This is a genomic window from Metabacillus sp. KUDC1714 (genome assembly GCF_014217835.1).
GTDB classification, from domain to species: Bacteria; Bacillota; Bacilli; order Bacillales; family Bacillaceae; genus Metabacillus; species Metabacillus rhizosphaerae.
On record NZ_CP055263.1, the window covers coordinates 656602 to 680072 of the forward strand.

Below are 23471 nucleotides of genomic sequence, written 5' to 3' on the forward strand. Positions count from 1 at the left end.
AGATCATCTAAATACTGAATCGCGATTGTTGCTCATTTTGTCGATCTGGAAGTCCGTTTTCTTCTACTTGATCTGTTAGTAAACCAACAGCCTCTGCATATCGAAGCCATGTATCCACGCTCGCGATAACCACTCTTGCCTCAACGGTTAAAATCTCAATCCCTACGACAGAAACGCGGGCAAATGCGTCAATGACGATCCCTTTATCCAATATGCGGTCAATTACCTCTGCAAGACTTGAACTATCAGCTGTTTTTTGAACGGCCATTTGTCATTCTCCTTTCAAGATTTGCTTAAGAGCTTCGCGTTTTTATATCCTTCATCGATTTCATATGTTTAGCTCTTTTAAGTTCAGTTACATGCTTGATTTGTCTGACTCCTTTTATATCTGTAGCACTCTTGACGTTTTTACTGTCTTCATTTTCAGAAACGTTCTTTTGAAGTTCCTCTCCTGCATTGACAACGTTTCTGATTTTATCTTTAGCGGTGAGTAACGCATCCTGAACTTTTTCTTTCGCCTGTTCTGCCTTATCATGAACCTTTTTAGCATTTTCATTTTTGGTTTCTCTTAATTTATCCGCAGCATGATCAACCTTGTCATGAAAAGCCCCAACAACCTTTTCTTTTGCTTTTTCTTTTACGGTTTCCTTTACCTTGTCTTTAATTGGTACAGGTGTATGCTCCCACACTTTTTCCGCGGCTTTGCTGACGGCTTTTTTTACTGGCTTATCCATTGTAAGAACCTTCACTTCCTTCTAGCAGCTAGGGACTCACTGTTTTTTTGTTTCGACCAGATTACTTAACAGATGTTCAATCCTATCCAGTCGATCATTTAACTGTTTATTTTCTTCTTTGATTTCTTCATACTTTGAATGAGATTCTTCCTCAACTTTTTCAGTTTCAGTGAATTTCTTTTTGGTTGAGGGACGTAATGTGCCTTCATATTTGTTTATATATCCTGAGGCAACTTTTCTCATACTTGTTAATGCCTGCTCTGTCAGGATCTCTTGAACAGTCTTTCGAAATTCTTGTCCAACCTCTCTCATGACTTCTGATTGCTGAACAGTTTTTATGACTTTCTTACTCATTTCCGGATTTGAAAGGTAACCAACTCCTGCTCCGACAACACTACCGAGAATAACCAGATTCATTGACTGGTTTTTATCATTGTTTTCTTTCGTGTACTTCCTTTCTTCAGCTTGTTTTTCTTGCTCATTTACTTCCATATAATCAATCCTCTTTTTTTCTATTTTTGGCTCTTACCTGTTCATTTCAGCTCCATGCGCTTTTTTTGGCGGGCATTGAGATCCTCCTTGCACTGTAACTTACGGGCTCTCATTGACTCGCTTTTCTAAGGGGCAGTCTCACGCCTTCTCCTCCAATTAACAACTAGCCTAAACCCTCAATGAACTTGAACTGAGCCAATTTTTATTTGGTTTTAGTAGGACTATACCTTCCATTCATGAAGTTAAACCAAGGTATTCGATGCAACACTCAAAAATTACCATCATTATCCTGTATTATTTCTTAATCTGACAGATTTGAAATATTATAACGAGGCAGGATCCCATACTTCATGATCGTTTGATGGTTTCTTTTCTTCTAAATGGATATTAATTTACAAAATGATTACAAAATGAAAAAAGCATCTTTGATCAGTATCAAAGACGCTTAAATAGGTTCTTGAATTTTTTTCATTTTTTCTATTAGATCCAATACAGCAATATGATAGAACCTGCTAAATCCTCTCTCTCCAAAATATTCCAAGATAAAATCGTAAATATCACCGTTTATACGTATTGCCACATTTTTCTGTTCTACATCAAACATGGATTTATCTATTTTTTCTTCTAATTCATTTATTAGAATTTCTGTATTTCCGCTTACAATTCTTGTTTGCTTTTTTCTTGTGATGACGGTCCTTTTTCATATGGTTATGGTTGTGGGTAAAATATATCATCCTTAGTAATTTAACACTTTTTTTCATTTTTCTACTAAACTACCTGTAAACTCATTCGAAATCTCTCTTCCCCTTGAAAAATGCATTTACTCAAACGATCATCTTCTGACTTCTGTACCATGTTTGAAACATAAAAAGTGCAAAGGGCAAAAGATTACAAAAATGTTCGTAACCTTTTTCCTTTGCACATTATACTTGATTCGACATTATTCAAGCGGTGACAGTCACGCAAATCTATCCTGCCTTCTTAACTGCTTGTCTAACTTCTAAATTTCCAGATCGTTTTAATTTATTCCACCCTACTCGTGTCCCTCTCAGGGCAGCTATAAGAGATTTCCAAGCAACCCACAATAACAAGTAGCGGTAGAAAATCCTTTGCAAGAATAAAGGAATGAGTGGTTTTAGACTTAACTTTTCTAACCGAAACGCGAATAAACAAATGAGAAAATCAGCTAGAAGGTAACAAGCATATAATAATAATGATTTTTCTATATTCCCAGAGAATATTCCCAAAACAAATAAAATATCTATAAATGGTGCGAACAAAGGGAATATAAATTGAAACAGCATCATATTAGGAAGCGCAAGAAAGCCTAGTGATTTATGTTTCATTCCACCGAGAGCCTTTTTATGCTTCCAAAAACATTGTAAAGTTCCAAAGTGCCATCTATAACGTTGTTTAAGAAAATCTCTACTGTTTTCTGGCGCCTCAGTATATGCATATGCCTGTTCATCAATGGCAATTTTATAACCCTTGCGCAGTATTCTTAAAGACATGTCTGTATCTTCTGCCAATGTGTCAGCTGTAAAATACCCAACCTCTTCAATCACTTGTTTACGCCAGGCTCCGATTGCTCCTGGAACAACCGTCACACAATTAAGCATAGCAAAAGCACGTTTTTCTAAATTAAAACCTGTTACATACTCAACATGCTGCCAAATCGTTAATAAATTGCGCATGTTTCCAACTTTAATATTTCCAGAAACGGCAGCAAGCTTTTCATCTATGAAATGACCGACAAGCAACGAAATAGCTTCAGGTGAAACAATGGTATCTGCATCAATGGCGATAATAATATCACCATTTGCCTTTTTAATCCCTTTATTAATCGCTGAGGCTTTTCCTCCGTTTTTCTTATGAATAAGATACAACTTTTCATTATTATCAAAATTCTCAGTTACAACCGTTGAGGTTTGATCTTTAGAACCATCATCTACAACAATTACTTCAAAATTTTCATAATTGCTTTTTAAAACTGACTCAACTGTCCTACTTATAACCTTCTCTTCATTGTAGGCAGCAATAACGACACTGACAGGTGGTTGAAATGAATGTCCTACACTCGACAATTGAGTACGTTTTTTATGCTTAAATCCTAAATAAATAAGGATAGAAAGACGAATAGTGAAAATAAATAACACACTATAAAATAAAATAAAAATAATGTTGTTAAAAGTTGCTACACTGATCAAGGCAACTTTGATGCCCTGTATCAACGGGTTTTCTACTTTTGTAACAGGAGGCATGATGCGTTCTTTCGTTGTACCCATCAGTTCACTAACTGTAACAAATTTATACCCTTTACTTTGTAATTTTTCAATGATTTCAGGCAGTGCTTGAACTGTTGCCGTTCTGTCTCCACCACCATCATGAAGTAAAATGATATCACCTGTAGATGCATGTTTCAGTACAGTATCAACGATTTCATTACTATTGTTTGTTTTCCAATCCTTTGAATCAATATCGTAATTCACCGTGATATAGCCCATTTGATTGATATCCTTCATTTGTTGAAATGTGGATTCCCCATAAATATTCTGATTATCCCCATTATCTGTATAATGGTATTCTCCAAATGGAGGTCTGTACAATAAGGGCGACCGTTCGGTAATACCTTGAATAATGCGCTCAGTCGTATTTAATTCCAGTTTAAATTGAGTATTCGATACCTTATTCATATTTGAATGAGAGTACGTATGATTACCTATTTCGTGGCCTTCTTTATATATTTGCTCCACAACATCTGGATTAAGTTTTGCATGTTTCCCAACTAGAAAGAATGTCGACTTTATTTGATACTCTTTCAAAATTTTCAAGATCTCTTTTGTATATTTAGGATCTGGTCCGTCATCAAATGTTAAGACAATCTCTTTATCTGATGGCTTACTTAACCGCTCGATCTCAGATGCTCTTGGAATTGAAAGATAGGATTCTCTTGAAATGAACCCAGAATCATCAAATTCAATGTTGCGCTCCCCCGCTTGCTGGTCTCTTTTCGTTCGTAAAATACTTCCTTCTCCATAACTGTAGGTGATATCACCGTTCTTTACTGCATGTAATTGATCAATTTTATTCCCTTTCACCACATCCCATAAGGATGGATCCTCCGTTCCTAATCGCCATAATGCAACTCCTTTAGCTCCACTTGAGATAGCCGTTTTCCACTGATTGTAGAATGTAACACTGTCTAAAAACCATAGCTCGTGTGATTTATTATTTTCCTTATACTGAATATAAGGATTCTTACTCATATCATCCCACTGTATCTTTAAGTTTGCTTTTTCGGCCAATCGCATAATCTCTTCAAAGGAAATTGCTTTTCCTCCTTGTTTCTTTTCCCAATCCCAGTCATATCCGTAATTGCCCAGACTCACAATAAGCTTGTCCTTTGATATCTTTGATAGATTTTCTTTAAACCAAGATGAAGAAGCAATAGGACCTGGATTAATGAAACTCTCATCATACAACATTAAAATCATACGATCAGAATATTTTTCAAGATTTTGATAATCAAATGCCTCATTAGCAGGAGGGACATCTATTGTTACTAAAAGTCCATCATTATGAAAAGTGCTATAAAGCTCCTTCATGAAGTTTGTTAGCAAGTCTCGATCACTTTTGTTTATATTCTCAAAATCTATATTAATTCCATCATAGCCATGCTTCTTTATTTGTTCATGTAAATTCTTAATTAGTTCAGACTGTGCTTTTGGCGAATTTAATAGATTATGAATGATTTCTTGACTCCACTGACCATCAACCGCATTGTTAATCAGAGGAAGTACTTTCGTATTATGCTTTTTCGCTAGTTCCCCTATATCCTTTTGAATATCACTTTTTAACTCTAGTTTCTTATTAACATGAAACCATTGTGGAATAAGAACATCGATCTGATCAATATTACGCATTAAGGAGCGTTTACTATTTACATCCCAGTTCACATAGAAAGCATAAAAATCATTGTTATTCATGATATTACTGTTTAGAAACTTTTCATCGGCGGCTGTATGTAAAGATGAGGAATGATCTACATCTCTTTTTTCAGATTGACTAATTGTTGAATATTCATTTATTTCTTTTGTTTTCCACTTAGGTAAGACGGGATTAAAGTATATACTTAATCCTACTAAGAATGTTACTAATACAGCAAAAATGACCATTATCGAAAAAACACTAAGTAATATCCCCCATCTTTTATTTGAACCATTTTCAAAAACAAAATTTCCAGCTTTATCGTCAAGATTTATATTCGTTGTTTTCGTTTTCCTTCGACTGTAAATAAAATTAGATATCCTTTTATACATTTAACCCACCTGCTTTATCTATTTTTATCCAAGACAATAAGGTGAAAAAGTATTTTTCCACTTTGATACAATATAAAACACTTTTTCGTAATTAGGATAATACTAAAAACATTTCGGATCCCAGCCATCATCTTTCTTGGATAAGAACACTTTGCCTCCTTGCTTTTCGACAATCTTGCCATTAGCGTAATCAAATATGTAATTAGAGTTAGTTGCTCACGTTTTCACAAAAATGTTACTACTCAACCTCTCTGTTCATCCTGTCTCCATTACCGTCCAAGGATTAACCTAAGGACCTTATATGAAAGCAAGTTAAAGCATAACAGAAGTATTTTAAGCATCATATATGCTAATTTAATGAGTTTTAAAAGATACTTTCAGCTTATAACTTCCTGTAAATCATAAGTTTTCATAGCTATCAGGAACTTTAGCATATGTCTTTTTAATGCGAATTACATACTTACTGCATTAATTAGAAATTCCTCTCTCGAAAACAATGATGTTTTTCATATAAAAAAAGACTGTCGAAATTCGACAATCATTTCTTATATGTACATTTTCTCATTCACAACGATCATATATTATGTATTACCAATCTAACAACGCTTACTAGTTAAATTCGATACTAGATTATCCACTCTTAAACTGAGAAACAACAAGGAATCTAGCAATCTAAACGCTACAAAAGTAACGAAGTGATCCAAAAATTCCCTTTTCCCTCTTAATATACTACCATTTTTTAAAAAGTTCATAAAAATCTTCAGCCTCTTTGGTAAAATGAGTGTGCATTTGAACCTTGCCAAGAAAAGAAAGACGATACACAAGTTTAACTCAAAATGAAAAAGGGAGACTGAACATGGAAGAAAAAGAGAACCAAGATAAACGAAAGAAAAGCAAGAAACGAACGTTCAACATTGTCATTAGTATCAGTTTATTGCTCATTATCGGTGTAGGTATATATGGATTTTCAGTTTACAGATCAGTAGCAAATACCTTAAATCGTACTCACGAACCGCTAAAACATGAAGTTTCAAAAAACCGTAATGCAAAGATAAATTTCAGTAAGCAAGATCCTATTTCCATTTTATTACTGGGTGTGGATGAACGTGACAATGACCGCGGACGTTCAGATTCACTCATTTTATTGACAATAAATCCAAAAGATCAATCAGCAAATATGGTTAGCATACCACGTGATACACGTACCGAAATTGCTGGTCAGGAAAAGGAAGACAAAATTAACCACGCTTATTCATTTGGTGGAATAGACGCTACTATTGAAACAGTTGAAAATTTCATAGACATTCCAGTTGACTTCTATATTGAAGTCAATATGAAAAGCTTTGAGGGGATTGTAGACGCGGTAGGGGGCATAACAGTAAACAATACACTTGATTTCACCTATGAAGGTACACACTTTTCGAAGGGGGAGCTACAATTAAACGGTGAAGAAGCATTAAAATATTCTCGTATGAGAAATGAAGATCCTCGGGGTGACTTTGGACGTCAAGATCGACAACGCCAAACCATTCAGGCCATTATTAACAAAGGTGCTAGAGTAAAAACTCTTGCGAATTATAGTGATGTATTAGAAGTAATTGGTGAAAATCTAAGAACAAATTTAACATTTAATGACATGAAAGACATTCAGGCTAACTACAAAGAAGCCCGTCATAATATACAACAAATACAAATTAATGGTAATGGAAAAGAAATCAATGGCGTTTACTACTACATCGTACCTCAATCAGAGCGCACAGAACTTTCTACCATGTTGAAACAGCATTTAAATGTTAACTAATGAAAGAATTAATAGGTCAACCTTGAACTGACCCTCAATTATAAGACTAAGAAAAAACACCTAGGCTACCTGTTCTCCTAACTCAATAGGAGACAGGTAGTTTAATTTAGCCTCAAAAAATTCCCCTTATGGTTGAGGCAGAATGTAACATGCTCTAAAAAATAAGAATAGCAGACGGGTTAAGATATATAAAAAAGAAGCGAGTACCAAAAAGTTAACTTTCGGTACCGCCTCTATTTTATTTTAACTACTTATTTTAAGATTATTTGGAAAGAATAAATGGTGCGGTCACCCACATCAACTCTAATTTTGTATTTACCTAATGACATTGACTTCGTGCTAAGGTTAAAAATATATTGATTTTCAGTAGAATCATAGCGGAATTGATGATCTTCTACCGCTGCACTTGTAGATATTCCACTAGAGTCTTCCACATAGATCTTAGCAGTTGCTCCAGTAAGGTAGTTACCTGCTTTATCTGTTAACTGGAACTTAACTGGTAGTGTACTACCTGCCTTATAGCTTCTAGATTCATCCGTTTTTACAGGTGCAAGAATTCCACTCGATTGAATCGTTTCGCTGGCAGCAACTATCGGTAAATTTGATTCCCCTTTGCTGTTTAAAGCCGTTACTTTGTAATAAGAAGTACCTAAAGGTGCAGTACGATCAGTAAACTCTGGGATGGTAGAAGTTCCAATCTTTGTATATTCGCCATTTTCAGTTGATGAACGATAAATATTGTAGTTTTCTACACCTAGTATTGGAATCCAGCTTATATCTATATCGGCTTGATTGTTTACAGAAGCATTTATCCCGGAAGGAACAAGGTTTTTAATGGTTAAATCGTATCTTCGGGAATCATATCTGCTAAAGTTGTAGTTTCTGAAATCTGGCATGCGTGTTACACCAGTAATATGCTCCTTTAGATTGCTGGTACCATTCGAGTAAATATATACAGCAAGTTCTCCTGTAAGATTATACACGATTAGCTCATCTCTGGAGTCTCCACTCATATCTGCTACCATTACTTGCTCTTTTGCATCCGTATGTTCTTTAAAGGTAACAATCGGATTAAAGTAGCCATCGTATAGTTTTGGTACAATTCCATTCGGATTGTCTGCATCTTTCCCTCTTCTGTATGCCGTGATTAGCGGGGTATAGCTTCCTGTCCAGTTGTCTAAAGGACGTACGATACTTCCCCAATCTCCCTTAGCGCGTTGTTCGTGATATAATGTTTCACCTTCTGAAGTAAACAAGAACATACCATCCTGACCTGGATTCCCTCTGTTGACTCTATCTAGTCCCGCAAGCTCCAAGCCAGGCGTATCTATGCGGTACTCACCTACTAATATTTGTTGTGGCTCTACTGTATCCCCATTTCTAAATAGTTGGTTACCCTCAAAGTCAAAGGCATAGGTATCGGAACCACCTAGAATAATATCCTGCTCTCCATCACCGTTTATATCAGCTACCCAGTGAGTATCAACATGATCCGGTAAATTCTTTCTCCAGATCTCTTTCCCATCGTGAGAAATTAAGGAATAGTTGTTCACTAATTCATCTTTTCCATCTCCGTCAAAGTCAAAAGGTAGCAAGCTATGTCCAGTGTTTCCTGGATAATACCATAGTTGGTTAAAATCCTTATCCATCGCCCAAATCTTTGAATATCGATCCTTCAATAAGATGTCTTGAGGAGTTTTGTTACCTGAGAAATTCGCGATAAAAATAGCATCATGCGCTCTTTGATCTGGAAGTTTATGCTTTTTCTCAATCTCACCTGTCTTCCCGTCAAAAATGTAAAAATACTTTTCTGTATCTTCAGCTAGTTGCATGACGGTCAATACTTCATTTTCACCATCAGCATCAATATCATAAATCTGAGCAGGCTCATCCGCTCCGCTCGTTGTCACTCTTGGATCAACGGTTCCTTGCTGCCACAATAAGTTCCCTTCAATATCATAGGCTGCCAAATGTCCTATATGTCGAGGGTTCCGAGCATCATCTCTTACTAAGGCAGGCTGCACCATTAAAATATCTTGGCGGCCGTCTCCGTTCATATCACCAATACGCATCCTATTACCTGTGCCCGCTGCGCTAATATCAATTTTGCTGATTAGGTTAGGAAAGGACCATTGTGTCATACCTAAAACCTCTGCAGATCGGTCACCTTCTCCTGCAGCACTTACTGCAGACACCTTATATAAAAAACTGGAATCGCTTTTAACACTTTCATCAGTAAAATTGGTCGTTTGTGAGTTACCAATCAATTGATAATCCTTATAACCTAATTTCGATCGATAAATATTATAACTTTCAGCACCATTTACTGCTTGCCACTTCAAGGAAATCGAATTTTGCGTTACAGAAGGAATTCCCATTCCACTTGGGGCTGATAGGACTGAAGTATGTACCTCCGTTTCAGCAAATACAGGTTGTTTTAACGGAACAAATTCGGCAACCATTGATAATGATAGAACAGTAGCAAGTATCGTTTTAGATTTTTTAAACATGGTTTTCCCCCAGACTAAAAAATTAGTATTAGGTCAAAAAAGGAATGTTAACGTTAACATTGTTAGATAAAAAGAGATTTTAAACAACCTTCAAAAATGTTTGACCATCCCTCCACCTCTCTCGTTAACTAATCCTTTAAATCCCAGGAACCGATAAACCCTACATACGCGTAGACTACCCCAAAATCACAACAGAACAAAGCCATACCTGTCGATCCGAAACTATGGATGCTATTCTCTTTTTCACCTCCGCTTATACTGAAATCGCTTACACAATATATTGTATTTATTTTCTAAAAATGATAGTAGTGAAAAAACAGTTATCTTTGTTTAAAAAACAGATACTAAAAATTAAGAGAAATAAAAAGGCTTTATTTCCTTTCATTAAACATCAAGTAACTCTAAATTTAGAACTAGTTGAACTAGGTTTACTTACCTTTTGGAACCTTCTTTTTATTTTGTACATGATTAAAAAAGTACATGTAATTTTTTTAATCGTGAATAACCTTTTTATGGGATTTTCCAGTTCCCCATGTTAGAATTTTCAGTATATTAGTATAAGGGGATAATGAAAAATGAATCTTTATAAATTGAACCCATTAAAAGAATGGACTTGTGATGTTTGTAGTGAGGTAATAAGTGATACAAATTCTACTTGGTTAGAATGGGAAACTAACGATACTACTAATAACGATGAAAACTTCCGACTCGTACATCAAGAATGTAAACGATCAAGTACAGATTCAGATTTTACATTAAAAGATCTTTATTTGTATAGAGTCGTTGGACAAGATGGTCTTGCTAAGTTATTAAATACTCTTGAACATCTTAACCTTCACAACCTAGAAGATTTTACTGAAATTATTAGAAGGCTACATTTACCTTATTATGAAGAAGCAAGACAATACCTATCTAAAGCAAGAAGTAGCGGTGATTACCGAAGTACTGAAATAACGGAAAAGGATTGTAAAAACATCATTTCCGAATATGCAAAAGAAACAATATGATTCAAAGAAGGTATTCTAAGAAAAGAATGCCTTCTTTCTACCTTTACTAAAGAGAATAATTACGAGACTTAACCGATTCGTATACCTCAACTAGTTAGATTCTAGCTCACTTTCAATCTCTTTAAATATCATTTCCCAAAGAGTACTCAACTACTTAAATACTATAGTATTTATTGAACTAGTCACCATTCACTCTTCTTAATTTATCATTGCCCTTTTTTAAAGCAAAACGAAATTTCTCGCCTTTCTCTATTTGTGTAACCTGAGAATCGTGAACAGTAATTTGTACTGTACCGAACTCTATATTTTCTAATAAATTGATAATTTTATCGATTACCTCTTGATCTATTTTATTTTTTGAAGACAACTTGATCCTCTCCCTTCATTAAACTAACCCGATTTAACAAAAATTTGCCTATTCCATTGGTGATTAAGGTCCTTCAAGTTTTCGAATTTTAGGTGTAATTAATCGTGAGTTCATAAAACCAAGTATTACTATAGGATTTCACCGTTTTTTTATTTATCATATTATGTATCTCTTGTTTATTCAATCACTTTTTTGGAAATATTTTTTAAAAATTTTTAAAAGTATTCTCACCCATTAGCTATTGAACTTTATTAGAATGACGACACTTCAAATATTCGGAGTGCCGTCACGCCAATTATTTTGTTTATTCTTCTTTTATTTCTCTAAGTGCCTGTTCTACAAATTTATTTTCAATTATTTTGGATGTATTAAGTTGCTTTTCAATGCCACCTACTGAATATAAGAAGTCGGCTTGTGCTTGATGTGCTTTTGCAAATTCATCTGTGGTTGTGGATAAAATAGCTTCAGAGTTTTCTAAAACAGATTGAATGATTTCTACTTCTACCTTTTGTGTTTCTGCTATCTCCTTTGATACTTCTTCAATATTTTCTTCAAAGTGCTGACGAACCTGTTCATATATTTTTAAAAATTGGACAGTTAAATCTGGATGTTCTTCCGTAAACTTCGTTCTAGCAATAAGAAAGCTTGGGGCATTAATATTCAGGTCTTCTCCTGTTACTAATACTTTTGCCCCCGTCTGAAACACCGCTGTAGTTGCATAAGGTTCCCATATTGACCAGGCGTCAATTGAACCATTATCTAATGCTGGTCGTGCTTCGTCAGGCTGGAGTTGAATGATCTCAATATCATGATCTGATAAGCTAGCTCGATCTAGTGCCATGTATAAGAAATTGTAAGCACTGCTGCCTTTGGCTACACCAATTTTCTTATCTTTTAAGTCTGCTAATTTCTTAATGGCGCTTCCTTTTGGTACGATTATGGAATTGCCCTTTTTCCCATCACTTGTAACTGCAATTGCCTTAAAGTCAACATTTCCTGATTGCCCCGCAATAACCGGTGTACCTCCGACTACTCCAAAATCAATTCTACCCGAAGCTAATGCTTCAAAATGAGGCGGCCCACTTGTAAACTCATTCCACTTTATCTTCACTCCTACTTTTTCAAACGCTTTTTCAAAGTATTTCTTTTCTCTTGCATATGGTAAAATACCTGTTTTCCCTTGAACCCCTATATTCATCACAATCTCTTTTGTGGATGCTTCTGATAAAGACTCTTTATTTGAAGGACTTGAACAAGCACTTAGTAATAGTAATAATATAAATAATGTAAAAACATAAATAAGCTTTATTTTTTTAGGCATATTTAAACTCCCCCTTACATCTTTGATTTTTCATATAAGATTAGTCGGATTTAAGATCAAAGAACTCGTTAATCAATCAATTGGAGACTACCCTTGAAAATTGTCCTGCCATTTTAATAGTCTTCTTTCAAAAACTCTTACTATTGAATCAGATAATTTCCCAAATACTGCAAAAATGATAATCCCTACAAAAACAACAGATGTATTAGAAAATTGTCTCGCATCCATGATGAGATACCCCACCCCTTGACTTGATCCCATTAATTCTGCCGCGACCAACGCTAACCAAGCAACACCTAACGATAATCTTAGCCCTAAAAGGATGTTTGGTAGTGCAGCTGGTAAAATCAATAAAGTAATTTGCTTCCACCTATTAAACTCTAATACTTTTGCTACTGCAAACAATTTAGAGTCGACACCGCGAATTCCGAGAAACGTATTTACATATAAGGGGAAAAATGCACCCTTTGCAATTAATAATATTTTGGATACCTCTCCAAATCCAAACCATAAAATAAACAATGGTATAACCGCCAAAGTAGGAATGGTTCTGAACATTTGTAAGGTCGGATCTACGGTTTGTTCAATATTCTGACTAAAACCTACAGCCAATCCAACTAATAGCCCCAGAGTTCCTCCTAATAAAAAGCCACCTATAGCCCTTAATAAGCTTATTTGAAAATGTCCGATTAATTCACCAGTTAATGCTAAATCAATAAATGTAGTGAAAATCACACTTGGTCTTGGTAGTAGTGTATCGGAAATAAGCCCCAATATCCCTGTAAATTCCCAAAGGACTACGATGAATATTGGCAGGATAAATCCCTTTAATATAATACTGGTATGCTTTAACTCCCTTTTGCTTTTAACGATTTTTTTCTTTGAAGACTTTAATTTGTCTAAAGAAATAGTTGATTGATTATTCACTTTTGACCCTCCTTTAAATTCCTGCACCATTAATTAATTCTAACTCTTCGACTTTTTCAAATTCTCCTAACACAAGATGACGGAACTCTTGAAACGCTTTTGTTGCTTTATTTCGTGGAAATGGTAAATCAATAGAGATAACTTTTTGTATAGTTCCAGGCCTCGCACTCATAATAATGATTTTATTCCCTAAATAAACCGCTTCATCAATGTCATGTGTGACAAATATCATTGACGTCTTCTCCTCCTGCCAAATATCTAGCAAGGCTTCCTGCATATGAGAACGAGTAAATGCATCTAAAGCGCCAAAGGGTTCATCTAAAAGGAGTATCTTTGGCCTTCTAAGTAATGCTCTAGCTATCGCTACTCGTTGAGCCATACCTCCAGAAAGTTCTTTTGGATATGCTTTTTCAAACCCTTCTAACCTTACAAGCTTAATTAATTTATCTACTTTCTCTCTAACTTCAATATTATTTAGTGATAAATTTCCTGCTATATTCCTTTCAACTGTAAGCCAAGGAAACAATCGAGGCTCTTGAAAAATAAATCCCTGATTGATACTGGATCCAATCACCTTTACTCCATCCAACTTGATATCACCTGAATATTCTATATCTAATCCAGCTATCGCTTTTAATAATGTACTTTTTCCACAGCCACTAGGACCTATAATGGTTATAAATTCAGCTTTATCAACATTTAAGTTAATATCATTAAGTACATGCGTTTTTTCCTTACCTTTTTCAAACGATTTATTTAGATCATTAATTTCTAGTAATGTCATTTTAGAACTCCTTTCTATCTATTAGTTTTTTATACATTCAACTTTTGAAATTGATTAACTGGTCGTGATAGACCAAGGTGATCTCTTAAAGTATGACCTGTGTATTCTTCTCGAAATAGTCCACGGTTCTGTAATTCAGGGATGACCAAGTCCACGAAATCATCCAATCCACCAGGCATATATGGGGGCATAATATTGAATCCATCTGCAGCACCATTTTCAAACCACTCCTGCATTTGGTCTGCAATTTGTAGTGGCGTTCCTTTTATTTCTCTATGTCCTCTCGCACCTGCAACACGTTGATATAGCTGACGTATTGTCAAGTTTTCTCGATCTCCTAAATCCTTGATTAACTGGAACCTCGTTTTAGCTCCATTTATGTCCTTGATATCTGGTAACTCTGGAAGAGGCTCATCTACTGGGTACTCTGATAGATCATAGCTTATAAGGGAAGACAGCAGTCCAACTCCTACTTGTTCGGGAATTAATTCTACTAATTGTTGTTTCTTTTCATTTGCTTCTTTTTCTGTTCTTCCTATCACAGGGAATACACCTGGCATGATTTTCATTGATTCTTCTGTTCGTCCAAATTTCTTTAATCGCCCCTTTACATCTCGATAAAACGACTGTGCCTCACTGATTGTTTGCCATGCTGTAAAGATAAGTTCAGCTGTCTTTGCTGCAAGTTCTTTCCCTGATTCTGAAGAGCCAGCCTGAATGATGACAGGGTGACCTTGGATCGGTCTTGCCATATTCAATGGTCCCTTAACTGAAAACCAATTACCTTTATGATTTAAGTGATGCACTTGATTTGGATCTGCAAATCTCCCTGATTTTTTATTTACCAGCAAAGCATGATCTTCCCAGCTATCCCAAAGCTTTTTGACAACTTCAACAAACTCCTCCGCTCGCTCATATCTAGCACTATGTTCTAGGTGATGGTCCTTACTAAAATTTAACGCCTCTGCTTCACTTGAAGATGTCACAACATTCCAAGCTGAACGTCCCCGACTTAGATGATCAATTGTCGCAAACTTTCTTGCAAGATGAAAAGGTTCATTATAAGTAGTTGAAGCAGTAGATGCTAATCCAATATGTGTTGTTACTACTGATAGTGCAGAGAGCAGGGTTAGAGGATCAGGTCTTACATTTACAGTTTGTTCAATTCCGATACCATCATGATCATGAACTGCATATCCATCTGCAAAAAAGATCATATCAAATTTGCCACGCTCCGCTGTTTGTGCCAATTTTCTATATAAATCAAACGTTAGTATCTCATCTATATGACTTTCAGGATGTCTCCAAGAAGCTACATGATGACCTGGAATCATAAAGAACGCTCCTAATTTCATTTGACGGTTTTTGTTATTCATTTCATCGTCTCCCTTGCTATATTTTTTTATAGATTGATCAAACAACAAAAAAAGCAACCTCTTCAATAGTGAAATAGTTGCTCCAGTTATCTGGTCACAATATTAAATAGAATGTGAATTATTAACTTTTATAAATTCCTTTAGTTTCATCGTCAGTCCACCATGGCCGAATTTCATAAATTTTTGAGAATCTGGGACAAAGTTGTCTTCTTTCACAAATTCCAGAAAAGCTAATATATAGATTCTTCGATATGCAACATTTATCACTCCGTACTCATAAAACCAGTTATCAATCGTATTAAATACCCCTCTATTGATGTGAAATTGTTGATGACATTTACGATAAAAACCTTGATCAGGAAGATTTAAATACTCATTATCTAGTAAAGTATATTTGTTTTTATTCTGTGATAAGTCCAATGCGTTCAAAACTTTTCTTTGCATATTTGATTTCCTCCAGAAAAAATGTGCCTACAAAAATGGTTAGGTCTTAGGATTTTCAATCAACTTTACTCTTTTTCTTTTATTTTGATATCCAGTTTCAATTTCTGATAATGTTAATTCATAGAGGTGATGTTCTTCTTTTTTGTATACACCTAAATCTAAGAGCTTTTGAATTAGTTTTTCTTTCCTTTTAGATACCGCTTCACGCAACTGGGTCATTCATTTACCCTCCCTTAATTTGATAATGGAAGAGACACTCAAAAATTGCTGAAAGTTTTAATAAACTAGTACAAATCACAAGGTAACCAGTTGGATTTATTACAAGTAATCATTTGGCTAAGAAAAAAGATATCAATTTCTTAAGATTTCTTTATGCTCCTAATAAACAAATCAAGAGCATTCTTTAATCTTTGTTGCGCTTCTTCATGTATTCTGAATTGGTTATTTTCAATACGGTCGATATGCTTATCAATTGTATACACTCCATTGACAATATGATTTGCTCCTAATGCGGATAAAACTGGATTAAGAGCATACTCAATTGTTAACAAATGCCCAAATGAACCTCCTATAACAAGCGGTAAAATTACCTTATCTTCCAAGCCCTTCTGAGGTAATAAATCAAGATACGTTTTCAATATCCCTGAGAAGGATGCTTTATACACAGGTGTTAAAACAAGAAGTCCAGCTGAATTCTTTACAATCTCATTAGCACCAACGATTGCCTCACTATCAAACTTAGCTGTAATTAAATCTTCTGCTGGTAAGGAGTGAACTTTAATAATCTCAACGGATAAACTTTCTTCATTAAGTACTTTACTTGCATAATTTAAAATGCCATTAAGACGAGATTGATCATTAGGAACCCCCATAATAATTGCCACTTTGGCCATAGCCATCCTCTCCTTATTATCAGTATTTTTTATTAATAGCTAATATTGATGCTTTCGGCTTCCCGATCAGCAATACAATAATAAAAATGACTCCCAGATTAAGATATCAACATAACTTAATTCGAGAGCCTCTAGTTTTCTAGTCAGCTTATGAATTTATTTCCGCTCGGTTAATATTATTATCATTTCTAATTTTAGCTACCGTATAAAAAATCGCAACAATCCAGATGATCGCAATACCAATATAGACATATGGATAAACAGTTGTATTCTCGATCCATGTATTTACTAGTGTTCTTGCATTAATGAGAATAATAAATCCACCAACAAGTACACCCATTAACTGTGCATGGATTTTTTGAACTAACCAGGCTGCAATTGGGGCTGCAATTATTCCTCCAACCATTAATGCACCAACCCAGAACCAATTTACTTCTTCCCACCCTAGAGAAATAAGGAATCCCAGTGTAGCTGAAACTGCGATAGCAAATTCACTGGTGTCAACAGTACCAACAACTTTACGAGGACTCATGCCTTTTCGGGATAATAATACTGGTGTAGCGATTGGGCCCCAACCTCCACCACCAGTTGCATCTGCAAAACCTGCTATTAACCCTAAAGGAAACGATTGTTTTCGACTTAGTGCAATTCCTTTCTTCTCCTCAGTTGGACGAAATATAAATAAAAACCTTATTAAAACATACGCTCCTAAAATAAGTAGAAATAAAGATATATAGGGTTTAGCTAAATCTCCTGGTAAATGACTAAGAAATGTTGCTCCTAAAAATGCACCAATTGAACCAGGAATGATCAGACGATAAACGGTTTGTTTATCAACATTTCCAAATTTAATGTGTGAGGCACCAGAAGCAGCAGTGGTAACAACTTCCGCTAAGTGTACAGAAGCAGAAGCAACTGCAGGGGCAATACCGAAAGCTAATAAAAGGGAAGTAGATGTTACCCCGTAAGCCATTCCTAAAGCGCCGTCAATCAGTTGTGCAAGTAATCCAATAAAAGCAAAAATAATTAATTTCTTCATAATAACACCTCTTTTTAGTTGAAAATGTAATAAAAAAAAGGCATAACCCTCTTAAGTAAAGGGTTATGCCTTCGGTGTACCGATCGGCTTTATTTATTTCATTTTCTAATTAATCAGATTATAATCCACATTATTCCTACCTGTCAACTAGTAATTAAAAATAATTTTGTGTACAAAAATCTTCTCGAAAATACAAATAAATGGCTACCCACTCTACTGAAGTACAAATTCTTTCCTCTCATAGTCCATATTTTGAGATATTTCTCTTTTTATGACAAAAACATAGAATAAATCTAATTTTATATCTCATCATACTTTTCGGTGAATGAACACACTTCAAATCACCCATTTAATTTCCCTCTAATTTACAAATAAATAGACTCATTCTCCTGTTTTTTTAAATCTTCTAACAGTTTTACAATCTATTAACTCTCCCTTTACATTCATTGTTTATATTTGAATTTGTATTTTAAAAAAGGAGGAATTATAGTGAAAATCAATCTTAAAAGCAAGAAAATACCACTTATTGCAACCACTTTGTTGGCGGCTGTAGCTATTACTTCACATAGCCTACCAATGAATGTGTTTAAGGACGAGGTTGTTGCAGCCAATGAAGTTGAGAAAAAGGTCATTCCAAATGATCGTAGTTGGATTGCTGGGGATCATCATGTACATAGTGAATGGAGCGTAGGCTGGGACAATTCGACGAATCCACCGACTCCTATTCGTGGTGGGGATGCTATTTATCCAATTGTGAAAAATGCACAAATGGCTGATAAGTTTGGTTTGGATTGGATGGTTTCTACTGATCATGGTGGACCTAACCATTCTAAAGTGAATTTAGAACAGGCGTATCCAGAGGTGTTAAAAGCACGTGAAGAAGTGCCGGGGATTAATCTTTTCTATGGAATGGAGTTTGATACACCTGCCGCTGACCATAGTTCACTTATTATTCCAAAAACAGATGACGAGTCACAGAACCTTTACAATATTGAAAGTCAGTTTGCTAAGCGTGAGGCTTCGGGGCGTGATAATGAAGAAACGATGATTGAAGCCTTGAAATATATGAGAAGTTTAACGGTACCACCAGTATTGTTTGCTAATCATCCGTCTCGTTCCGCTTCAGGAGAAAGTGTATGGGGACAGGATACTCCAGAGGAATTTCGTAATTGGAATGATACAGCACCAACAGTATCAGTTGGGATGGAAGGCTCTCCGGGTCATCAGGCTGGAACTTTAAATTCAGATGGAACACTTGATCCTAATGGAGATCGTGGTGGATATGGAAATTATCCTACTATGGGTGGGTATGACCAGATGACTGCTGAAGTAGGCGGCCTATGGGATTCGATGTTAGGTGAAGGAAGACATTGGTGGGTTACTTCATCCTCTGATTCACATGTTCATTACACAGAAGGAGGCAGTGACTTCTGGCCTGGCGAATATTCAAAAACATATGTTCATGCTGCAAATGAGCATGGTGACATTTTAGATGGATTACGTAATGGCCGAATCTTTGTAACGACCGGGGATTTAATTAATCAACTAGATGTGACAGCACAGGCAGTTGGTAAGTCACCAGCACATGCACAATCGAATGGAAATCGAGCAACTATTGGGGAAACCTTAGATGTACCAGGCAATAAAACACGTGATGTTAATGTTACTGTCCGCTTCAAGGATCCTAATACAGATAATAACAATGGTAATAATCCGAAAGTTAATCGTGTTGATTTTATTATGGGAGAAGTAAATGGACAAGTTGAAGATCGTTCAACTGATACAAATCCTACTACTAAAGTCATTGCTCGTTTTGATGAAAAAAGCTGGGAAAAAGATGGTGAATTTATAACAATAACTTATACCATTAAAAATGTTGAAAAAGATAGTTATATCCGTGTTCGTGGTACTAATACAGATGAGCTTGAGCCTGAAAAGGATTCAAAAGGTGAAGATCCTTGGGCTGACCTCTGGTTCTACTCTAACCCAATCTTTATCAATGTAAAGTAACTATTTTGTACGAGGAGTGTGATTTAACTCCTCGTATTTTCCTATTACTTTCGAAAAGGAGCTTATAAGTGAAACATAAACTACTTGTACTTATTCTAATAATTATTGCAGTAACTACTTCAGTAACAAACAACGTTGAAGCCCATAGTATGAATAGTGAAGGATTTTCAATGATTCGTGTTCAAGAAGATCATATTACATATGATCTTCTGCTTGACCAGGAGGAATTTATCCATGCAACTGGCGTTCAGATTGATGCAGAACCGAATGAAATAACAGAAGAAAACAACAAAATTCTGCAATCATATTTTGATGAAAATTTGGAGCTGTATTCAAATGGGGTCCTGGCCAAAGGAAAAATTGACACAATTAAACCGATTCAATTAGAAGAGCGGCCATTTGTATCCATTACCATATCATTCCCTGTCGAGCATACGCCAGAGAGCTTGAATGTGGATTACAATGTTTTTTTTGAAACAGATCCAAGTCATGCAAATGTTGCAAAGATCGAAATAGATGGAAACGAGGAAGAGTTTGTTTTTACATATGAAGTCAGAGAGCTGAATACAGGGGAAATGAATTTTCTCACTAGTGCCAAGCAGTTTCTCGTTCTCGGAATCGAACATATTTTTACAGGCTATGACCATATTTTATTTGCGATCAGTTTATTAATTGGAGCAAAAACATTCCGCCAAATCATTACGTTAATTACTACTTTTACAATCGCTCACAGTATAACTTTGGTTTTAGCAACCATTGGGCTTGTCCAATTACCTGGTAGACTCGTGGAATCCGTGATCGCGTTAAGCATCATTTATGTGGCCCTACATAATATTACCCAGCCAAATTCTAAGCAGAGCCCGTGGCTTGTCCTTATTTTTGGTTTGGTCCATGGCTTTGGTTTTGCAGGTATTTTATCAGAAATGAATTTATCACAAGGTAACTTTGCTACCTCGATCCTGTTTTTTAACTTAGGGATTGAATTGGGGCAAGTTATTATTTTATCCTTGATTTACCCTGTTATCCTGTTTATTCAAAAAAAGCAGTATTATAAATGGTTTGCCCCTAGTGTTTCGACAGCAATCCTCTTGTTTGGATTAGTTTGGTTTTTCCAACGAGCATTTTAACTATCACAATGAATATTCCGAATAGAAAAATAGCGGGCAAATAAAATAACCGCAGTGCATCAACTACGGTTATCTATCCAATGTCGATTGAATTGTACGTAATTAGAAGGAACCATGTTTTTCACTCGAAAGTAATCCACCCATCTCACCAAATGCTGGGTAGATTACTTTTTAACTTTCTCGATTAAAAGGACCATTAACGTTACTAATGCTATCATAAACATTGCTGTATTCAAGTCCATCAGTTGCACCTACCTTATAAGAGGCTAAGACCACCTGTCATGTTATGCAATTGCCTTGATTTCATAGCAGTAAAGTGACCCTACCTTATTCGAAACCACTTCCGTTGGTAGTTAGTTATGATATAGGATATTGAAAGAGGTGCATGTCTTATGACCTTTTTTTAAACATTTTTAATAAAAGTTGAAAATTTTTAACTTCGTTGCAAAAAAAAGGGATGCCTTAAGCATCATGAGTTTTTTCTCTGAAAAGTATCTCGTTGAGAGGTGGATAATCTAGGGCATGCCAAATTCTAAGGAAGAATTCGATAGATGGTTGTGATTTGTTATTCATATAGATCGATAAATTACTTTTATCAATGCCTGTTATTTCTGCAAGTTCCTTTTGAGTCATCTTCTGTTCCTTCATAATTTTCTTAATGTTATTTTTAATTAATCCTTCATGATCATCAATAAGTGGTTCAACATTTTGCTTTGGGGTATTTCCTAGTTGTTTGGCTGCTTCATTTAAAATGGGAAGGAATTCAGGAAGGGATTCATATAATTTTCTTGTTATTTCTTTAGGTTTATGTGCATCAATGTTGTCTAGCATTGAATCGATAAAATACATCGTTGCTCCCTTAATAAAGTCTTCCGGGGTGTATTCTACATCGATTTTATCCATTTTCGCTTCCACATTAGCATATGTAGTATAGGACTTTATCTTTTCAAAATTATCCTTTTTAAAGCCTACTTTAACAAAAACATACTCATCATTTTCTGATGTATCTTCTGGTTCAGATGTGTCATTGCCGCCAAATCCCACATACACAACTTTAGAATGATCAGAATTATTTTTTTTACTCATGTATATCGCCTCCTATACGTGGACAAGTTATGATTAATAAGTTAAGTGAGGTGCTAAAATTGACAAAAGATGAAAGAAAAGATGTAACAAGAGATGTTGGCGGCACTGGAAAGCGTTCGTAAGCTTAGTTTTCCCCTTCCAAACATGCGACGAATGTCAATAAATTTCATAATGGTTGAAAAATACTTATAGGTAAAAACATAATATCACATTATAAAAGCGGCTCAATTTTTAGTCGCTTTTATTATATGTAAGTTTCTTGGTTCTTATTATCCACAATTGAAAAATTTCAACTTCAGGTTTAAAAAATACATTTTTTCAATTAGAGTATACTGGCTCCAACTGACTTAGTTACAACTACAAATAATAATTATAGAATTATTCCTCAATTTCACCTGCTAATCTTGTTCTTCTATCTAAATTACCTAATTCTAAAAAAGAAAAAGAAAAGGATATAACTTAAATTTGTCGAACTTGACTACTATCATTTATTTATTGTTAGTGAAAGGATGGTCAATTTGTCAGCGAATTACTGTTTGAAATGTGGTGCTCCTTTAGAAACACGTAATATAGATGGAACAGACAGAAGAGCTTGCCCAAGCTGTGATTATGTATTTTGGGGTGATTATAGCATTGGTGTTGGAGCAATCGTAGTTAAAGATGGCAAAATTCTATTAGTAAAACGAGCTCATAATCCAGGAAAAGGCTATTGGACAAATCCAGGCGGTTATATTGAACAATGGGAATCAATTGAAGAAACGATCATCCGTGAAGTGGAGGAAGAGTCAGGAATTAAAGCAAAGGTACAAAGTATCGTCGCGATTCGAGATCTCCCAAATCGGGTTCATAATTTATATGTTGCTTTTGCGATGGATTACATAAGTGGTAACCCAAGACCAGATGGTTTAGAATCCGATGATGCAGGTTTTTATAGTTTGGAAGAAATTGAATCAATGAATGTAGCAGGCTTTACAAAATGGCTTATTCAAATAGCATTTCACCGGGAAACAGAGGGATTATTAAAGGATAATGATCCCTTAGTTACCCTGAAGGACCATGTGCTCTTTCGAATTAACTAATATATTACCCTTTTCTGAAAGAAAGAGTTGACTTAGACTTTTGAGCCAACTCTTTTTGTTATACAGCTTGCTTTCGTATTTTTTCCTTTATCTTGTCTAACAATACTATTAAATAAAACTTAATTATTAATTATACTAAGTTCCACTAAATAAAG

The 23471-nt window shown here is 35.3% G+C and carries 20 protein-coding genes; 5 read left to right on the forward strand and 15 right to left on the reverse strand.

Annotation, left to right across the window (positions count from 1 at the left end; translation table 11 throughout):
* Positions 1–7 precede the first annotated feature (7 nt).
* The 4 genes from gvpJ to HUW50_RS03320 form a co-directional block, all read right to left on the reverse strand.
* The gene (gene gvpJ / locus HUW50_RS03305; RefSeq protein WP_066339796.1) at positions 8–268 is read right to left on the reverse strand and encodes a gas vesicle protein GvpJ; all 261 of its coding nucleotides are present in this window, start codon (positions 266–268) and stop codon (positions 8–10) included.
* A 25-nt stretch (positions 269–293) separates the two neighbouring features.
* The gene (gene gvpQ, locus HUW50_RS03310) at positions 294–734 is read right to left on the reverse strand and encodes a gas vesicle protein GvpQ (protein WP_066339801.1); all 441 of its coding nucleotides are present in this window, start codon (positions 732–734) and stop codon (positions 294–296) included.
* Between the two features lie 36 nt (positions 735–770).
* Complete coding sequence (gene gvpT / locus HUW50_RS03315) at positions 771–1226, reverse strand: GvpT/GvpP family gas vesicle accessory protein (protein WP_066339803.1); 456 nt, start codon at positions 1224–1226, stop codon at positions 771–773.
* Between the two features lie 968 nt (positions 1227–2194).
* A complete protein-coding gene (locus HUW50_RS03320) occupies positions 2195–5545 on the reverse strand; it encodes a trifunctional glycoside hydrolase family 18/polysaccharide deacetylase/glycosyltransferase family 2 protein (RefSeq protein WP_066339805.1) in 3351 nt (1116 codons plus the stop codon).
* A gap of 856 nt (positions 5546–6401) precedes the next feature.
* Here HUW50_RS03320 and tagU point away from each other — a divergent pair.
* Entirely contained in the window at positions 6402–7346 is a 945-nt protein-coding gene (gene tagU / locus HUW50_RS03325) for a polyisoprenyl-teichoic acid--peptidoglycan teichoic acid transferase TagU (protein WP_066339815.1), read from the forward strand.
* 251 nt (positions 7347–7597) lie between these two features.
* Here the strand turns inward: tagU and HUW50_RS03330 are convergent, their stop codons facing one another.
* A complete protein-coding gene (locus HUW50_RS03330; protein ID WP_066339818.1) occupies positions 7598–9856 on the reverse strand; it encodes a PxKF domain-containing protein in 2259 nt (752 codons plus the stop codon).
* Between the two features lie 575 nt (positions 9857–10431).
* Between HUW50_RS03330 and HUW50_RS03335 the strand changes: the two genes are divergently transcribed.
* Positions 10432–10863 carry a hypothetical protein gene (locus HUW50_RS03335; protein ID WP_066339820.1) on the forward strand — a complete coding sequence of 144 codons (432 nt, stop codon included), beginning with the start codon at positions 10432–10434 and terminating at the stop codon, positions 10861–10863.
* A gap of 178 nt (positions 10864–11041) precedes the next feature.
* Here HUW50_RS03335 and HUW50_RS03340 read toward each other — a convergent pair whose 3' ends face one another.
* The 9 genes from HUW50_RS03340 to HUW50_RS03380 form a co-directional block, all read right to left on the reverse strand.
* Entirely contained in the window at positions 11042–11230 is a 189-nt protein-coding gene (locus tag HUW50_RS03340; RefSeq protein ID WP_066339831.1) for a YezD family protein, read from the reverse strand.
* A gap of 304 nt (positions 11231–11534) precedes the next feature.
* Positions 11535–12551 carry an aliphatic sulfonate ABC transporter substrate-binding protein gene (locus tag HUW50_RS03345; protein WP_066339833.1) on the reverse strand — a complete coding sequence of 339 codons (1017 nt, stop codon included), beginning with the start codon at positions 12549–12551 and terminating at the stop codon, positions 11535–11537.
* A gap of 87 nt (positions 12552–12638) precedes the next feature.
* Positions 12639–13478, reverse strand: coding sequence for an ABC transporter permease (locus HUW50_RS03350; RefSeq protein ID WP_066340364.1), 840 nt, complete (start codon positions 13476–13478; stop codon positions 12639–12641).
* A 13-nt stretch (positions 13479–13491) separates the two neighbouring features.
* Positions 13492–14262 carry an ABC transporter ATP-binding protein gene (locus tag HUW50_RS03355; RefSeq protein WP_066339835.1) on the reverse strand — a complete coding sequence of 257 codons (771 nt, stop codon included), beginning with the start codon at positions 14260–14262 and terminating at the stop codon, positions 13492–13494.
* Positions 14263–14291: 29 nt separating this feature from the next.
* Positions 14292–15638: an LLM class flavin-dependent oxidoreductase gene (locus HUW50_RS03360; RefSeq protein ID WP_066340365.1), complete on the reverse strand. Its 1347-nt coding sequence runs from the start codon at positions 15636–15638 to the stop codon at positions 14292–14294.
* A 102-nt stretch (positions 15639–15740) separates the two neighbouring features.
* Positions 15741–16082 (reverse strand): hypothetical protein, encoded by a 342-nt coding sequence (locus tag HUW50_RS03365; RefSeq protein ID WP_066339837.1) that lies wholly within the window; start codon positions 16080–16082, stop codon positions 15741–15743.
* Positions 16083–16121: 39 nt separating this feature from the next.
* Positions 16122–16301 carry a Fur-regulated basic protein FbpA gene (locus HUW50_RS03370; RefSeq protein WP_066339840.1) on the reverse strand — a complete coding sequence of 60 codons (180 nt, stop codon included), beginning with the start codon at positions 16299–16301 and terminating at the stop codon, positions 16122–16124.
* A gap of 140 nt (positions 16302–16441) precedes the next feature.
* The gene (ssuE, locus tag HUW50_RS03375; RefSeq protein WP_066339843.1) at positions 16442–16975 is read right to left on the reverse strand and encodes an NADPH-dependent FMN reductase; all 534 of its coding nucleotides are present in this window, start codon (positions 16973–16975) and stop codon (positions 16442–16444) included.
* Between the two features lie 148 nt (positions 16976–17123).
* On the reverse strand, positions 17124–18014 hold the full coding sequence (locus tag HUW50_RS03380; RefSeq protein ID WP_066340367.1) for a sulfite exporter TauE/SafE family protein: 891 nt from the start codon (positions 18012–18014) through the stop codon (positions 17124–17126).
* 489 nt (positions 18015–18503) lie between these two features.
* On the opposite strand from HUW50_RS03380, the gene HUW50_RS03385 reads away from it, so the two are divergent.
* A complete protein-coding gene (locus HUW50_RS03385; protein WP_066339846.1) occupies positions 18504–20024 on the forward strand; it encodes a CehA/McbA family metallohydrolase domain-containing protein in 1521 nt (506 codons plus the stop codon).
* 68 nt (positions 20025–20092) lie between these two features.
* Positions 20093–21151: a HupE/UreJ family protein gene (locus tag HUW50_RS03390; protein ID WP_260445652.1), complete on the forward strand. Its 1059-nt coding sequence runs from the start codon at positions 20093–20095 to the stop codon at positions 21149–21151.
* A 462-nt stretch (positions 21152–21613) separates the two neighbouring features.
* Here the strand turns inward: HUW50_RS03390 and HUW50_RS03395 are convergent, their stop codons facing one another.
* Positions 21614–22237 (reverse strand): helix-turn-helix domain-containing protein, encoded by a 624-nt coding sequence (locus HUW50_RS03395; RefSeq protein WP_066339868.1) that lies wholly within the window; start codon positions 22235–22237, stop codon positions 21614–21616.
* 509 nt (positions 22238–22746) lie between these two features.
* On the opposite strand from HUW50_RS03395, the gene HUW50_RS03400 reads away from it, so the two are divergent.
* Entirely contained in the window at positions 22747–23316 is a 570-nt protein-coding gene (locus HUW50_RS03400; protein WP_066339871.1) for an NUDIX hydrolase, read from the forward strand.
* Positions 23317–23471: the final 155 nt, after the last annotated feature.

What these genes read in the sequence shown, in the direction of transcription:
- gvpJ (WP_066339796.1), bottom strand. Translation starts at nt 268, where the DNA reads ATGGCCGTTCAAAAAACAGCTGATAGTTCAAGTCTTGCAGAGGTAATT.
- gvpQ (WP_066339801.1), bottom strand. Translation starts at nt 734, where the DNA reads ATGGATAAGCCAGTAAAAAAAGCCGTCAGCAAAGCCGCGGAAAAAGTG.
- gvpT (WP_066339803.1), bottom strand. Translation starts at nt 1,226, where the DNA reads ATGGAAGTAAATGAGCAAGAAAAACAAGCTGAAGAAAGGAAGTACACG.
- HUW50_RS03320 (WP_066339805.1), bottom strand. Translation starts at nt 5,545, where the DNA reads ATGTATAAAAGGATATCTAATTTTATTTACAGTCGAAGGAAAACGAAA.
- tagU (WP_066339815.1), top strand. Translation starts at nt 6,402, where the DNA reads ATGGAAGAAAAAGAGAACCAAGATAAACGAAAGAAAAGCAAGAAACGA.
- HUW50_RS03330 (WP_066339818.1), bottom strand. Translation starts at nt 9,856, where the DNA reads ATGTTTAAAAAATCTAAAACGATACTTGCTACTGTTCTATCATTATCA.
- HUW50_RS03335 (WP_066339820.1), top strand. Translation starts at nt 10,432, where the DNA reads ATGAATCTTTATAAATTGAACCCATTAAAAGAATGGACTTGTGATGTT.
- HUW50_RS03345 (WP_066339833.1), bottom strand. Translation starts at nt 12,551, where the DNA reads ATGCCTAAAAAAATAAAGCTTATTTATGTTTTTACATTATTTATATTA.
- HUW50_RS03355 (WP_066339835.1), bottom strand. Translation starts at nt 14,262, where the DNA reads ATGACATTACTAGAAATTAATGATCTAAATAAATCGTTTGAAAAAGGT.
- HUW50_RS03360 (WP_066340365.1), bottom strand. Translation starts at nt 15,638, where the DNA reads ATGAATAACAAAAACCGTCAAATGAAATTAGGAGCGTTCTTTATGATT.
- HUW50_RS03365 (WP_066339837.1), bottom strand. Translation starts at nt 16,082, where the DNA reads ATGCAAAGAAAAGTTTTGAACGCATTGGACTTATCACAGAATAAAAAC.
- HUW50_RS03370 (WP_066339840.1), bottom strand. Translation starts at nt 16,301, where the DNA reads ATGACCCAGTTGCGTGAAGCGGTATCTAAAAGGAAAGAAAAACTAATT.
- ssuE (WP_066339843.1), bottom strand. Translation starts at nt 16,975, where the DNA reads ATGGCCAAAGTGGCAATTATTATGGGGGTTCCTAATGATCAATCTCGT.
- HUW50_RS03380 (WP_066340367.1), bottom strand. Translation starts at nt 18,014, where the DNA reads ATGAAGAAATTAATTATTTTTGCTTTTATTGGATTACTTGCACAACTG.
- HUW50_RS03395 (WP_066339868.1), bottom strand. Translation starts at nt 22,237, where the DNA reads ATGAGTAAAAAAAATAATTCTGATCATTCTAAAGTTGTGTATGTGGGA.
- HUW50_RS03400 (WP_066339871.1), top strand. Translation starts at nt 22,747, where the DNA reads ATGGTCAATTTGTCAGCGAATTACTGTTTGAAATGTGGTGCTCCTTTA.